Here is a 14,485-nt window from a genome sequence, read left to right as displayed (position 1 = left end):
CATGAAACCGGTTAAGAAGATGTTAAGCGGGCAAGCTTTGCCTCAGCCACGGCGCGCACGCATGGCATCGGAAAAGCGCTGGAACAGATACAGGCTGTCCTGCGGGCCCGGCGCCGCCTCGGGGTGATACTGGACGGAAAACACCGGCTTGTCCTCGACCCGGATGCCGCAATTGCTGCCATCGAACAGGCTGACATGAGTTTCGATCACGCCCTTCGGCAGGGTCTGCGAATCGACCGCGAAGCCATGATTCATCGACGTGATCTCGACCTTGCCGGTTTCGTTGTCGCGCACGGGGTGGTTGGCGCCGTGATGGCCATGGCCCATCTTGACCGTCTTCGCCCCCAGCGCCAGAGCAAGCATCTGATGGCCAAGGCAGATACCGAACACCGGCATGTCGCGGGCCAGCAGCTGCTGGATCATCGGCACGGCATATTCGCCGGTCGCCGCCGGGTCGCCGGGCCCGTTCGACAGAAACACGCCCTCGGGCTGATGCGCCAGAACGTCCTCGGCCGTCGCGGTTGCCGGCAGGACCATCACATCCGCACCGTGCGCCACCAGCGAGCGCAAGATGTTGCGTTTGGCGCCGTAATCCAGCGCGACCACCTTGAAGGGCTTGTCTTCGGGTGCGGTGCCGAAGCCCTTGCCCCATTCCCAGCCGCCTTCCTGCCAGCGATAGCTTTGCGCGCAGCTGACCTCGCGGGCGAGGTCCATGCCGACCAGTCCCTGCCACGCGCGCGCCCTGGCAATCATCGCCTCAAGGTCGAAACTGCCTTCCGGATCGTGGGCCAGCACGACGTGGGGCGCCCCTTGCTGGCGGATCGCGCGGGTCAGCCGGCGGGTATCGACCCCGCCTATTCCTATTCTGCCGCGCCGCGCCATCCATTGCGCCAGATCCCCGGTCGCCCGCCAGTTCGAGGGGGCGGTCGGGTCCCAGCGGACGACGATGCCGCTGGCGACGGGATCGGGCGCCTCGTCATCTTCGGGGTTGATGCCGGTATTGCCGATATGGGGGAAGGTGAAGGTCACGATCTGGCTGGCGTAGGAGGGATCGCTCATGATCTCCTGGTAGCCGGTCATGGCGGTGTTGAAGACCAGTTCGGCCACGACCTCTCCGGGGGCGCCAAAGCCCTGGCCGTAGAATACGGTCCCGTCGGCAAGCGCAAGGCAGGCTGTCGGTTTAGCGGCCATGGTGGCACCCTCTGGTGTTAAATCAGCCGGTGAATAGGCGGCGCGGGCGGCAAGGTCAAGAAGGTCAGGCTTTCGTGACGCCGGGTGGCGGGTTGATTCCCCCGCATCAACGCTCTACATCGCCAGCTTTCCGGCGCGCGCTGAAGGCGCGCCCCAAGGGATCATCCCGGGAGACAGCTGATGGATCTGCGAGCCAAACTGCAAGCCGCCACCAAGGAGGCGATGAAAGCCAGGAACAGCACCCGGCTATCGACGCTGCGCCTGATCGGCGCGGCCGTCAAGGACCGAGAGATCGCGCTGCGCGGCGGGGACGGCGAAGGCGGCGAGATGACAGAAACCGACCTGATCGCGATCATGTCGAAGATGGTCAAGCAGCGTCAGGAATCAGCCAAGGCTTACGAAGAGGGCGGCCGACTGGAGCTGGCCGCTCAGGAGGAAGAGGAAATCCGGATCATCCAGGAGTTCCTGCCTCGACAGCTGGACGAAGCCGAGACATCGGCAGCCATCGATTCCGTCGTCAGCGACCTGGGCGCGACCAGCATCCGCGACATGGGACGCGTCATGGCCGAGTTGCGCGTCCGGCACGCCGGGCAGATGGATTTCGGCGCCGTGGGCCCGATGGTCAAGGCGCGGCTTCTGAACTGAGCCGCCGCAGCCCTTGCCATGCTGCCGCGCCGCGCGGCACAGGCAAGACGATCGCCAACGCCCGCAGCGGCCCGGCACCATGCCCCGGTGCGGCGCTGCCCGCCAGTCGCAGGCAACCGCGGCCGGCAATCTGCCGGGGCTTTCAATTCACGGCGAGGATGACGCCTGATGCCTGAGCAGGGATTCCCGCGTCTCCGGCGTCGCCACGGCACTTTGTGGCCTGCGCGCCGTTCGCTTTCCTATCGCAGCGTCGCCAGACGTTTCTGAAGCTCGTCACACAGGGCGCGTCGTTCCTCGGGTGTCAGGAACACCCCCAACTCGACCTCTCGCTGCCCGTCGGTCAGCGTCAGGTAATCCTCGACAGGCCCCTTTCGCAGCCCCGCGCGCACCCAGTAGCTGTTGGTTTGCCAGTGGCGCGCGGGACGGCCCGGATCCAGCCTCGACAACGTCAGCGACCGGCGGTCCAGGGTCAGTTCCTCAACTGTCTCGCCACTGCGATAGCTGCGCTGCAGCGCATACCAGATGCCCCAGACCACAAGCGCCATGAAGGGCAGCAGGCCCCACAGCACGCTGGTTCCCAGCACCGCAAGCAACGGCAGCGCCAGCAACACGGCCGTCACGGCGATGAACCAGACAAAGCCGCGCGCCGGGAGTGACCGGTAAGGCCATGCCCGCAGCCGATAAGAAACGGCCCCGGAATCCTCCGGGGCCGTGTCATGCCATGCGTAGGGCATCAGTGCGCTTTCGCGTGGTCCCAGTCCTCACGCTTCGGCAACTGCTCGAACGTGTGCTCGGGCGGCGGCGAGGACAGGGTCCATTCCAGCGTGTCGGCATGCTCGTTCCAGTAGTTCGGAACGTTCACGCGCTGGCCGGCGCGCAGCGTGTAGAACACGATGCCGATGAAGAACAGGAATGACGCGAAGGACAGGTAGGCGCCGATCGAGCTGATGTTGTTCCAGAATGCGTACTCGACCGGATAGTCGATATACCGGCGCGGCATGCCCTGACGGCCAAGGAAATGCTGCGGGAAGAAGATCAGGTTCGATCCGATGAACATCATCCAGAAATGCAGCTTGCCAGCCCATTCGGGATACTGGCGTCCGCTCATCTTGCCGATCCAGTAATAGACGCCGGCAAAGATCGCGAACACGGCACCCAGGCTCATCACATAGTGGAAATGCGCCACGACGTAGTAGGTGTCGTGATAGACGCGGTCCAGCGGTGCCTGGCTCAGCACGACGCCGGTGACGCCGCCGACGGTGAACAGGAACAGGAACCCGAAGGCCCACAGCATCGGCGTCTTGAACTCGACCGAGCCCCCCCACATCGTCGCGATCCACGAGAAGACCTTGATCCCGGTGGGCACGGCGATCGTCATCGTGGCCAGCATGAAATAGCTCTGCTGGGTCAGGGACAGGCCGACCGTGTACATGTGATGTGCCCAGACCACGAAGCCGAGAAGGCCGATCGCAACCATCGCCAGCACCATCGGCAGATATCCGAAGATAGGCTTTTTCGAGAAGGTTGCGATGACATGGCTGATGATGCCGAAGCCCGGCACGATGATGATGTAGACTTCCGGATGCCCGAAGAACCACAGGATGTGCTGGTAGAGGACGGGATCACCGCCGCCGGCCGGGTTGAAGAAGTTCGTGCCGAAATTGCGGTCCATCAGCAGCATGGTGATGGCGCCGGCAAGCACTGGCAGGGACAGCAGGATCATCCAGGCGGTGATGAACACCGACCAGGCGAACAGCGGCACCTTGAACAGCGTCATGCCGGGCGCGCGCATGTTCAGGAAGGTGGTGATGATGTTGATCGCGCCCAGGATCGACGACGCACCCGACACGTGCACGGCAAAGATCGCCAGATCCATCGAGTAGCCGCCCTCGGTCGTCGAAAGCGGCGGGTACAGCACCCAACCGACGCCCGAACCCAATTGCTGGTTGCCACCCGGCGCCAGCAGGGATGCGACGCCAAGCGCCACGCCGACCACATACATCCAGTAGCTGAGATTGTTCAGCCGCGGGAAGCTCATGTCCGGGGCGCCGATATGCAGCGGCATGAAATAGTTGCCGAAACCGCCGAACAGCGCCGGGATCACGACAAAGAACATCATCAGCACACCGTGATAGGTGATCATGACGTTCCACAAATGGCCGTTCGGGGTGCATTCGGCCGTCGAATCGGCGAAGAAGCGCGCACCTTCCAGGCACATGTACTGCACGCCAGGGTGCTGAAGCTCCATCCGCATGTAGACGGTGAAGCTGACCGAGATCAGCCCGACCAGACCGGCGGTGAAAAGGTATAGAATACCAATGTCTTTGTGGTTGGTAGACATGAACCAGCGGGTGAAGAACCCGCGCTGGTCGTGATGGTCGTCGTGGACGTGAGCGGCTGCGTCTGCCATACCCGAACTCCCTCAGATGTCGTCGATCCGGTCTGGCAGACCGGCCTGTTCTGCAATTCTTCTAGACCAGCATCGCGGACCGGGCAATGCGTCCTGCTGTCGTAAAGTTGAACGCCCCCGCAGAATATCACACTCCGCGGGGGCGAGGTCCGGATGGCCTGCGGCTCATTGCCGCAGAACGGCCGGCTGGCGCCGTCAGTCCGACGCCGCGTCGGGCGACACGCTGGCCAGATAGGCGGCCATGTCGGCCTGACCCTTGTTCAGCTTGAAGGTCATCTTGCTCTTTGCGCCGGCATCGCCGGTCTGCTCTTCGAGCCATTCACCCGGGTCGGTCACGTACTTGGCCAGTTCTTCCTCGGTCCAGACCATATCCGGCTTCATCTCGGCCACCTGGAGAATGCCGTCGCCGTATCTGAAGCCTTCCTGCGCGGCGATCTTGCGACCCACCACGCCCCACAGGTTCGGACCCAACGGGCCGCCCTTGACGATATCCTCGCCATCCGGCGTCTGGATCATGTGGCAAGCCCTGCACTTGCGGAAATCCTTTTCGCCCGCGGCGACGTCACCGTCCTGTGCAAGGGCGGGCACGGCCAGGGCGGCACCGAGAAGCGAGCCGATAATCATCATCTTCATTTGTGTTTCCTCGTTCAACCGACAGTTGGTGGTCTGCTGCATAGCATAACGCGGCAGGCGTTGAAATCCAGCGTGCCGAATGTCGCATGCGCCATCGTCAGAAGATGTGTCGCGATTGCACCGGCTCAGGCCGGTGACGCGAACACGGTTTCGAAACTGTCGCGCAGCGCCAGATCGAGGTCGGCCATGCCGACCGGCAGGCCCAGATCGACCAGGCTGGTCACACCATGGCCGCTGATGCCGCAGGGCACGATCCCGTCATAGTGCGAAAGCTCGGGCTCGACATTGATCGAGAGGCCGTGGAAGCTGATCCAGCCCCTCAGCTTGACGCCGATCGCGGCGATCTTGTCCTCGCGCGGGCTGCCGTCGGGCAGGGGGGGCTTGTCAGGCCGCGTGACCCAGACGCCGACCCGGCCGGGGCGAATCTGGCCCGTCACGCCGAACCCGGCCAGCGCGTCGATCACCCATGCCTCCAGCCGTCCGACGAAGGCCCGCACGTCGCGTCCGCGCCGGTTCAGGTCCAGCATCACATAGACGACGCGCTGGCCCGGCCCGTGATAGGTGTACTGCCCGCCGCGTCCGGTCATGTGCACCGGAAAGCGCGCCCTCAGCAGGTCGCCGTCCTTCGCGCTGGTGCCGGCGGTGTAGAGCGGCGGATGTTCGACCAGCCAGATCAGCTCGCCGGCGGTGCCGTGACGGATCGCGGCCACGCGGGCCTCCATGAAGGCGACCGCCTCGTCATGGCCGGTCAGGCCGTCGCTGATGATCCAGTCCACCATGGCGGCGATCTGACGCGAAGCGCGGTCGCCGTCAAGCGCCGGCCGATGGTGTCAGCTTGCCCGCCGGGGCAGGGCAAGCCTTGTCCGACCCCATCGAGGGGTCCGCCAAGGCTCGGGGGGCCCGCCCCCCGACCCCCGTCCCTGGCCGGTGTCGCGACGCGAAGAAAACCCCTTTTCATCCGGTGGCGCCTCGGCTATGACGCGCCGCACTGCCCGGATGCGGTCGTGGCGGAATTGGTAGACGCGCAGCGTTGAGGTCGCTGTTCCTTAACCGGAGTGGAAGTTCGAGTCTTCTCGACCGCACCATCTTTCCTTACCGTCGGTCTGAATGACCCGCTGCGGCGGATCAGCCGCGGATCAGCGGGCGCGAGGCGGCCACATGCGCCCCCAGACCTCGTCGCGACGGATCAGGACATGATGCAGAGCCGCGCCGACATGCAGCGCCAAGAGCGCGATCAGCGTCATTCCGGCGGCGTAATGCAGGCCTTTCGCGGCTTCGGCCAGCGCTTCCGATTTTGCAAGCCAGGGCCCGGCCCCGAGGCTGTCGAGAAGCTCGATCGGAAAACCGCCCGCCCGGACGCGCACGAAACCGCTGAGCGGCATCACGATCAGCAGGACATACAAGGCCGCGTGCGACAGCGCGGCGGCGCGTCGTTGCCATGCCGGAATGTGCCCGGGCAGGGGCGGCGGCCTGTGAACAAGCCGGTAGATCAGCCGCGCGAGGATCAGCGGGATCAGCAGCACGCCCAGGTTCTTGTGAAACAGGAACAGGGCATCCTGCACAATGCGCGCCAGCCCGTCCTGCGTCATCACCAGCCCGGCCGGAATCATCAGCAGCACCGCGACCGCGATGGTCCAGTGAAACATCCGGGCGGGCGTCCGGTAGCCGGGGTGGGGCCGGGTCATCGCTTGTGCTCCTTTGCCGCAGGGTAATCCGCGCCGAACTCCTTGCATAGGCCGTCTAACGCGCTTGACGCGAGTCGGGCTTGGCATAGGGTTGGCCGGATGCGGGAAACCCAGTGGGCCATGTCGACCAAACGCCATCATCTGCGCGCGGCTGCGGGCATTGCCGGCCAGCTTGCGGGGACCGCGGTGCTGGGCATTGCGGTCATTCACCTGATCCGACTGGGTGGATTGCCCGGACAGCCGGCAGCCTGGGTCGCCGCCAGCCTGCTGTTCCTGCTGGCCGTGATCGCGACCGGGTTGATGATGCGGGAACATTACCCGCATGACCGGATCGGAGCCTGCAATGTCGTGACATTGCTGCGCGCAGCGCTGGTCTGCGCGCTGCTGCCCCCCTTGCTGGCGGGCGAGGCGGCCGGGTGGCTGGTTGCCGGCATCGGCGCCCTCTCGCTGTCACTGGACGGGGCTGACGGCTGGCTGGCCCGGCACAGCGGTCTGGCCAGCGATTTCGGCGCCCGGCTCGACATGGAGGTCGACGCGCTGCTGGCACTGCTTCTGGCGCTGCACATCCTGCTGGGCACGGTCATCGGCGCCGAGATCCTGCTTCTGGGGTTGCTGCGCCCCGGCTTTGTCGCTGCAGGATGGCTGCTGCCCTGGCTGCGCGAATCGTTGCCGCCGCGTTTCCGCCGCAAGCTGATCTGCGTTGTCCAGCTGTCCGTGCTTGTCATCCTGCAGGTCCCGCTGCTGCCGGCCGATACCGCCATCTGGCTGGCGCGTGCCGCGGCGGTCGCGCTTGTCTGGTCATTCGCGGCGGACATGGTCTGGCTGTGGAGGCAACGACCATGAGGCGATCGGCTCTCAACCTGGCGGTTGCGACGCTGCTGATCCATCTGCTGCTGATCCTGCCTGGAAGCCCGTCCGGGGGGGCGCAGACGCTGCTTCGCTTCCCGCCCGAGTTGCCGGTGCTGCTGGCCGTGCTGTGCCTTGGCGGCGCGGCCGTCCGGGTCCTGGTCGCGGCCGTGATTTTCGTGCTGACCCTGCAGAAGCTGGCGGATCTGGCGATGCACTCGGCCCTGGCGCGGTCATTCAACCCCGTGACCGACCTGCCGCTGATCGATGCCTCGGTCCGGCTGATCGCGGGAAGCTTCGGCGCCGTCGTGGCGGTTGCGGCGGTCCTGCTTGCGCTGGTCGCCGCCATCGCGCTTGCCGGCGCGGTCTGGTGGGCCGCCGGCGTCTGGTCGGCACGCCGATGGCGTCGGCGCGGCAGGATGACGGTGGCCGGGCTGGCCGCGCTGGCCATAGCGCTTGCGCTGATCGGCCCGTTGACCCCCGCCAACAGCCTCTATGCGACGCAGCGCCTTGATCTGGCGCGATCCTCGGTCGCGGACCTGCGGGATCTGCGCCGCGCGGCCGCCGCCGATCCCTTCGCGGATCGAATCGGCCTGCTTGACGCGATCGACCGCGATGTGCTGCTGATCTTCATCGAAAGCTATGGCCGGGCCAGCTTCGAGACGCCGCTTTACGCCGACACCCATCTGGGGACGCTGCGTTCGGCCCAGGCCCGGATTGCCGCCGCGGGGCTGTCGGCCCGGAGCGGCTTTCTGAAGGCGCCGACCCAGGGCGGTCAAAGCTGGCTGTCGCACAGCACGCTGGCAAGCGGACTCTGGATCGACGACCAGACACGCTATCGGGCGGTGCTGGCCAGCGGTCGCCAGACCCTGTTCCACCATGCGCGCCGCGCCGGGTTCGACACGCTGGCGGTGATGCCGGCGATCACCCGGCCATGGCCCGAAGCGCAGATGATGGGGTTCGACCGGATTCTGGCCGCCGCCGATCTGGACTATCGCGGCAAGCCGTTCAACTGGGTCACCATGCCGGATCAGTTCACCCTGTCCGTTGTCGAGCGGCTGTTGGAAAATCACCCGGGCGCGCATCCGGACGGCCATCCGGGCGCGGCAGCCGGGCGCATGCTGGACCGCGGGCGCATGATGATGCAGGTCGCGCTGATCTCGTCCCACGCGCCCTGGGTCCCGGTGCCGCAGATGCTGCCGTGGGACCGGCTGGGCGACGGAACCGTTTTCGACGCGATGGCGCTGGCGGGGGATCCGCCCGAGGTCGTCTGGAAGGATCGTGACCGCGTCCGCCTGCAATACCGCGAGGCGATCGACTATTCGCTTCGGGCTGTGTTCGACTTTGCCGCGCGGCGCGGAAAGGATGCGCCCCTGATGCTGATCCTGGGCGATCACCAGGCGGCGCCCGGCATCGCCCTGGGCGACGGCAAGGATGTCGCCCTGCATGTGATCGGTCCGCAGGAGCTGGTCCGGCGGGTCGAGGGCTGGGGCTTCGCGCCGGGGCTGATCCCGCCCCAGGCCGGCCCGGCCCTGCCGATGGACCGGCTTCGCGACCTTATCCTGAGGGATTTCAGCCGCGTCGAGGCTCCTGCATGACCATCGCGGGGCTGGCACGGCTGTTCGTCGCGGCCTGTCTGGTCGGGCTGGTCCTCGCCGCGCTGGATGCGGGTGACGCCATCGCACGGCTGCGTGCGGTCGAGCCCGGCTGGGTGCTTGCGTCGCTGGCGGCGCTGACGGCGCAGACCCTGCTTTCGGCATGGCGATGGCGCCTCACGGCGGGGCGGCTGGGGGTTCATGTTGCGCCGCGGCGCGCTGTGGCCGAGTATTACCTGGCGCAGCTGGTCAACCAGACCGTGCCGGGCGGGATGGTCGGTGATGTCGGGCGCGCCCTGCGCAGTTCGGGCGAGGCGGGCATGATGCCCGCGGCCCAGGCGGTGGCGCTGGAACGGCTGATGGGCAATGTGATGCTGATGATGGTCATGGTCTTCGCTCTTGGCACAGGCTGGCTGATGCCGTCGGCGCGGAATGTCCTGCCAGCATCCCTGTGGTCGGTCGGGATCGTGGCGCTGGCGGTGCTGGCGATGGGCGCGCTTGTCGCGGCCTCGACCGGCCGGGGCAGGGTGGGGCGCGCGCTTGCGGCGCAGCGCCGGACCGCAACGACCGCGCTGCTGGCGCCCTCTGTGCTGTGGCGGCAGCTTCTGCTCAGCCTGATCGCGGTTCTGGCCAATCTTGGCGCCTTCTACTTCGCCGCCCGTGCGACCGGCGTGGACCTTCCGCCTGTCGCGGCCCTGGTTTTGACCCCGCTGATCCTGTTCACGATGCTGATCCCGATCACGGTCAGCGGATGGGGGCTGCGCGAGGGCGCCGCCGCCGGGTTGTTCCCGCTGGCCGGGTTCAGTCCCGAGGCCGGGCTTGCGGCCAGCATCGCCTTTGGTCTGATCTTTCTGCTCGGCAGCCTTCCGGGCCTGGCCGTGATGGTGGCGGGCGGGCCAGCGAACACTGCCGCTCGCAGGGTTGCCGCCCCCCCAAGGCCAGACATCTGACCCTTCATTGACGGAGATTTCCCAATGCTTGCTTCACGACTGACACGACGCGGCTTCATGGCCTCGGGCGCGGCCGGGCTGGTGCTCGGCGGGGCGGGGCTGCGACCCGGCCCCGGCCACGCCGCGACACCGGTCGCCCTGCAGCTGTCATGGCTGCATTCGGTGCAATTCGCGGGCAGCTATCTGGCGCGCGAGAAGGGCTGGTGGTCACAGGCCGGGCTGGATGTCAGCCTTTTGCAGGGCGGACCGAATGCGCCGGTCGAACCGCCGGTCGTGTCGGGCACCGCGCTGGTCGGGATCTCGGCCGCCGACTATACCGCTGCCGCGGTTGCCCAGGGCGCAAGGTTCAGGATCATCGGCGTGGCGATGCAGAAGAACCCCTTCGTCATCGCCTCGCTGCCCGCCAACCCGGTCGCCGCGCCCGCCGATCTTGAAGGCAAGCGGATCGGCATGGCGCTGGCGAACACGCCGGTGCTGCAGGCGTTGTGCAGCCTGAACGACGTCGATTTCGATGCGATCCGGATCGTGCCGACCCAGTATTCGGCGCAACCCCTGATCGCGGGCGAGGTGGACTGCCTGCTTTGCTGGGAGACCGATCTGCCGGTCGCGATGGCCATGAACGGCATCGAATCGCGCACCATGCTGATGGCGGATCACGGCTATGCCGTCCACTCGCAGACCTATATCGCGACCCGGGACAGCCTGGCCGAGCGGCGCGCCGAACTGGTCGCGCTGATGCGGGGCGAGGTCATGGGCTGGCAGGCCTATCGCGACGATACCGACGCCGCTGCCGAACTGACGGTGCGGATGTTCCCCGATGCCGGGCTGGACCTGCCGACGCAGAAACTGCAGGCGCGGCGCCAGGTGCCGCTGATGTTTTCCGATCTGACCGACGCCAAGGGTTTCGGCTGGTGGAGCGATGACAGCGTCGAGGCCAATATCCGGACGCTGGCGCTGCTGGACAGGACGGTGACGCCCGATCTGTGGGATCGCTCGATCCTCGAAGAAGTCCATGCCGGCTGAACCGGGGCCGCGCGCCGACATCGTCTGCCACCGGCTTGGCAAGGTCTTCGCCGGCGGGATCGAGGCGGTCGCGCCCGTTGACCTGACATTCGAGGCGGGCCGGACGACGGCGCTGATCGGCCCGTCGGGTTGTGGAAAGTCGACGCTGTTGCGGCTGGTGGCCGGGCTTGAGGATCCGACCAGCGGGCAGGTGCGGATCGCAGGTCTGACGCCCGCCGAACAGCGGCGGCGCGGGGCGATCTCGGTCGCGTTCCAGGACCCCTCGCTGCTGCCCTGGCTGACGGTCAGGGGCAATATCGCGCTGGCGCGCAAACTGGCGCGACAATCCCCGGATCCGCGACTGGTCGAGGATCTGATCGGCCTCGTCGGGCTGGACGGGTTCGCCGAGACCCGACCCGCCGCCTTGTCGGGCGGCATGCGCCAGCGGGCGGCCATCGCCCGGGCGCTGGCGACCCGGCCCGATATCCTGCTGCTGGACGAACCCTTCGGAGCGGTGGATGAGCTGACGCGCCAGCAACTGGCCCGCGAATTGCCGCCGCTGTGGCAACCGCGCGGCACCACGACCCTGCTGGTCACCCATTCGATCCACGAGGCCGTCATGCTGGCCGATCGTCTGGTCGTGCTGTCGCCGCGCCCGGCGCGGGTCGTGTCGGACATCGCGGTTCCGCTGCCCGTACCGCGTCCGGCGGATTTGGCCGAGACGCCCGAGTTCCGGGCGCTTGCCACAAGGGCGTCGGCGGCGCTGGCGCTTGGCAACGCCCGGAACGCGCCGATGGCGGCGCAATGACGCGCAGCGCCGCTCTGGCCCCCGCTGCGCTGGGCCTGATGCTGCTGTTCGCGGGCTGGTCTCTGCTGGCCATGGCTCTGGCCGACACAAGGGTGATCGCCGGGCCGATCCAGGTCGCCGGCTGGCTGGCCGGGAATGCCGGCCTGATCGGTCGGGCCCTTGCTGTGACGCTGACCAATGCCGCCATCGGGTTTCTGGCCGGCAACCTCGCAGCCATCCTGCTGGCCGGGATCGCGCTGGTCTGGCCGCGCCTGACTCATGCCGTGTCGGGCCTTGCACTGGTGGTGTTCTGCCTGCCGCTGATCGCCACCGGCCCGATCCTGCGGGTGCTTCTGGGCCCTGGCGAGGCGCCGCAGATCGTTCTCGCCGCGCTTGCGGTCTATTACACGACGCTGATCCCGCTGATGACGGGGCTGCGCGCGACCCCGGCGGTCTGGCTTGATCTGGTCCGCAGCTATGGGCGCGGCCGCCTGGCCGAACTGATCCATGTCCGCGCGCGCGCCGGTCTGCCCTATCTGTTCGCGGGGCTTCAGATCGCCGCGCCGGCGGCGTTCCTGGGGGCGATGGTGGGCGAATTCACCGGCGCCGAGCGCGGCCTGGGCGTGCTGACGATCCGCTTCACGCGGTCGATGGATGTATCGGCGCTGTGGGCGATCGCGCTGCTGGCGGCGGCGGTCTCCATGGTCGCCTATGGCGCGATCGGGGCGCTGGCGCGGGCGGTGCTGCATGACCGCCCGCCGGTGATCCTTGCCCCGCCCGGGATCGGGACCGGGGCGGGTTTCGGGCGCGCGGTCCATGCCGCGCTGCTTGTCGTGCTCGTGCTGGCGGTCTGGTGGGGCGCGATGGAGGCGCTGGACCTGAACAGGTTCTTCGCCAAGCGTCCCCCGGACGTGCTGGCGGCGATGATCCGGGGGCCCGACGCAGCCGCCACGCGCGGTGCGCTGTTCGAGGCGGTGGCCGAAACCGCGGTGTTCCTGCTGCCGGGCTATCTGGCCGGGCTGGGGCTGGGCGCGGGCATGGCGATCCTGCTGGTGCTGCTGCCGGGCCTTGCTGCGCTGATCCTGCCGGTGGCGGTCGCGCTGCGCTCGATCCCGATCGTGACGACAGCGCCGCTGATCGTGCTGTTCCTCGGGCGCGGCGCGGCGGGCACGATCACGCTGGTCGCGGTGATGGTGTTCTTCCCCACGCTGGTCGCCTGCCTGCACGGGCTGAGGCAGGCCCCCGGCCAGATCCTCGACGTGTTCCAGACCTATGCCTCGGGCCCGCTGCGGCAGATGCTCCATGTCCGGCTGCCCGCCATGCTGCCGGCGCTGTTCGCCGCCGCCAGGATGAGCGTGCCGGCCGCCATCCTGGCGGTCACCGTGGTCGAATGGCTGACCACCGGGCGCGGGCTTGGCAGCCTGATGGCGCTGTCGGCCTCGACCTCGAACTACAACCTGCTCTGGGCGGCGGTGGTGGTCGTCACGGCAATCTCGACGATCTGCTACGCGGCCGTCGCCATGCTGGAGGCGCGCATCCTTGCGATCTATGCGCCCGAGCAGATGCGCCGATGACGTCGCACGCGCCCTGCGCCTTCGCGATTCCGGGCGATATCCGGACGCTGACCGGCGGTTATATCTATGAACGCCGGCTGCTGATGGGGCTGCGTCAGCGCGGCCATGACGTGACCCACCTGCGGCTGCCGGACAGCTTTCCGGATCCCTCGGCCAAGCAGATGCGAACGGCGGTCGCCGCGCTGCAAAAGGTCGGGCCCGCGCGCCCGCTGATCCTGGACGGGCTGGTCTTCGGCGCGATCGAGACGGCTGGCCTTGCATCGGTCCGTGCCCCGGTGATCGCGATGATCCATCATCCGTTGGCGCTGGAAAGCGATCTGTCGGCGGTCCGTCGCGACCATCTGTTCCGCACCGAATACGACAATCTGCGCCTGGCGCGGCACGTTCTGGTGCCCAGCCCGCATACACGCGACATCCTGATGCAGCGCTATGACGTCGCGGCCAAGCGGATCACCGTCGCCAGGCCCGGTATCGATCCGCCGAAACATGCCGCTGCACCGGTCCAGCCGCCGCTGATCCTGTCCGTGGGCATCCAGCACAAGCGCAAGGGCCACGACATCCTGATCGAGGCGCTGACGCGGCTTCTGGATCTGGACTGGCGGGCCGTGATCGTCGGCAGTCCCTGGGATGCCGACCACGCGGCGCTGCTGCGCGCGCAGCTGGACCGATCGGGCCTGGCATCGCGCCTCAGCCTGGCTGGCCGCGTCCCCGCCGATCGGTTGCAGCGCCTTTATGGGCAGGCGTCGATCTTTGCGCTGGCCACGCGCTATGAGGGCTACGGGATCGTCTTCGACGAGGCTCTGCTGCGCGGCTTGCCGATCGTCAGCTGCCGGGTCGGCGCGGTGCCCGACACGGTGCCGGAGGGGACGGGGATCCTGGTCCCGCCCGAGAATGCCGATGCCTTCGCCGCCGCGCTGCGCCAGTTGCTGTCCCGGCCGGCGATGCGAAGGCGGCTGGCCGATGCCGCGGCGCTGGCCGGACGCCGCCTGCCCGGATGGGACCAGACCGCCTTGACCGCGGGCGGCGTGATCGACCGGATCGCGGCCGGCGACCCCGGTTCTGGCGATCCCCGTCCCGGCGGCGCTTGCTGACTGCCACGAAGGCAGAAATCCGCGGCTTTTCCGCATTGCGGAACCGAGGCGCCGTTTCCGGGCCCTTTCCGTGTTC

Annotated in this window: 14 protein-coding genes and 1 tRNA gene; 9 read left to right on the top strand and 6 right to left on the bottom strand. The window is 67.6% G+C overall.

Features of this window, described 5'->3' with window-relative positions; translation table 11 throughout:
* Positions 1-42: 42 nt before the first annotated feature.
* Positions 43-1,191, bottom strand: a complete 1,149-nt coding sequence (carA, locus tag L1965_RS03780; protein WP_235755082.1) for a glutamine-hydrolyzing carbamoyl-phosphate synthase small subunit — start codon at positions 1,189-1,191, stop codon at positions 43-45.
* 180 nt (positions 1,192-1,371) lie between these two features.
* On the opposite strand from carA, the gene L1965_RS03775 reads away from it, so the two are divergent.
* The gene (locus L1965_RS03775) at positions 1,372-1,836 is read left to right on the top strand and encodes a GatB/YqeY domain-containing protein (protein WP_235755081.1); all 465 of its coding nucleotides are present in this window, start codon (positions 1,372-1,374) and stop codon (positions 1,834-1,836) included.
* A gap of 239 nt (positions 1,837-2,075) precedes the next feature.
* Here L1965_RS03775 and L1965_RS03770 read toward each other — a convergent pair whose 3' ends face one another.
* The 4 genes from L1965_RS03770 to lipB all read right to left on the bottom strand — a co-directional run bounded on the left by L1965_RS03770 (position 2,076) and on the right by lipB (position 5,667).
* Positions 2,076-2,570, bottom strand: coding sequence for a DUF2244 domain-containing protein (locus tag L1965_RS03770; protein WP_235755080.1), 495 nt, complete (start codon positions 2,568-2,570; stop codon positions 2,076-2,078).
* Entirely contained in the window at positions 2,570-4,246 is a 1,677-nt protein-coding gene (locus L1965_RS03765; RefSeq protein ID WP_235755079.1) for a cytochrome c oxidase subunit I, read from the bottom strand. The genes L1965_RS03770 and L1965_RS03765 overlap by 1 nt, the downstream gene beginning before the upstream one ends.
* Positions 4,247-4,441: 195 nt before the next feature.
* On the bottom strand, positions 4,442-4,879 hold the full coding sequence (locus L1965_RS03760) for a c-type cytochrome (protein WP_235755078.1): 438 nt from the start codon (positions 4,877-4,879) through the stop codon (positions 4,442-4,444).
* 125 nt (positions 4,880-5,004) lie between these two features.
* Entirely contained in the window at positions 5,005-5,667 is a 663-nt protein-coding gene (gene lipB, locus L1965_RS03755) for a lipoyl(octanoyl) transferase LipB (RefSeq protein WP_338421469.1), read from the bottom strand.
* A gap of 210 nt (positions 5,668-5,877) precedes the next feature.
* Here lipB and L1965_RS03750 point away from each other — a divergent pair.
* Positions 5,878-5,964: transfer RNA gene (locus L1965_RS03750), tRNA-Leu, on the top strand.
* Positions 5,965-6,015: 51 nt separating this feature from the next.
* Here the strand turns inward: L1965_RS03750 and L1965_RS03745 are convergent.
* Positions 6,016-6,564, bottom strand: coding sequence for a cytochrome b (locus tag L1965_RS03745; protein WP_235755076.1), 549 nt, complete (start codon positions 6,562-6,564; stop codon positions 6,016-6,018).
* A gap of 120 nt (positions 6,565-6,684) precedes the next feature.
* Here L1965_RS03745 and L1965_RS03740 point away from each other — a divergent pair, with 120 nt between their 5' ends.
* From L1965_RS03740 to L1965_RS03710, 7 genes are read left to right on the top strand one after another with little or no spacing between them, the layout of a single operon-like run.
* Positions 6,685-7,407, top strand: coding sequence for a CDP-alcohol phosphatidyltransferase family protein (locus tag L1965_RS03740; protein ID WP_235755075.1), 723 nt, complete (start codon positions 6,685-6,687; stop codon positions 7,405-7,407).
* The gene (locus L1965_RS03735) at positions 7,404-9,008 is read left to right on the top strand and encodes an alkaline phosphatase family protein (RefSeq protein WP_235755074.1); all 1,605 of its coding nucleotides are present in this window, start codon (positions 7,404-7,406) and stop codon (positions 9,006-9,008) included. Before L1965_RS03740 ends, L1965_RS03735 begins: the two co-directional genes overlap by 4 nt.
* Complete coding sequence (locus L1965_RS03730; protein ID WP_235755073.1) at positions 9,005-9,955, top strand: lysylphosphatidylglycerol synthase transmembrane domain-containing protein; 951 nt, start codon at positions 9,005-9,007, stop codon at positions 9,953-9,955. The genes L1965_RS03735 and L1965_RS03730 overlap by 4 nt, the downstream gene beginning before the upstream one ends.
* Positions 9,956-9,979: 24 nt before the next feature.
* Positions 9,980-10,978 carry an ABC transporter substrate-binding protein gene (locus tag L1965_RS03725; protein WP_235755072.1) on the top strand — a complete coding sequence of 333 codons (999 nt, stop codon included), beginning with the start codon at positions 9,980-9,982 and terminating at the stop codon, positions 10,976-10,978.
* Complete coding sequence (locus L1965_RS03720; RefSeq protein ID WP_235755071.1) at positions 10,968-11,765, top strand: ABC transporter ATP-binding protein; 798 nt, start codon at positions 10,968-10,970, stop codon at positions 11,763-11,765. Before L1965_RS03725 ends, L1965_RS03720 begins: the two co-directional genes overlap by 11 nt.
* Entirely contained in the window at positions 11,762-13,318 is a 1,557-nt protein-coding gene (locus tag L1965_RS03715) for an ABC transporter permease (RefSeq protein WP_235755070.1), read from the top strand. Before L1965_RS03720 ends, L1965_RS03715 begins: the two co-directional genes overlap by 4 nt.
* Positions 13,315-14,409, top strand: coding sequence for a glycosyltransferase family 4 protein (locus tag L1965_RS03710; protein WP_235755069.1), 1,095 nt, complete (start codon positions 13,315-13,317; stop codon positions 14,407-14,409). Before L1965_RS03715 ends, L1965_RS03710 begins: the two co-directional genes overlap by 4 nt.
* The last annotated feature ends 76 nt before the right edge of the window (positions 14,410-14,485 follow it).

Source organism: Paracoccus salsus (assembly GCF_021556615.1).
GTDB lineage: Bacteria > Pseudomonadota > Alphaproteobacteria > Rhodobacterales > Rhodobacteraceae > Paracoccus > Paracoccus salsus.
This window is presented reverse-complemented; position numbering and strand designations above follow the sequence as displayed.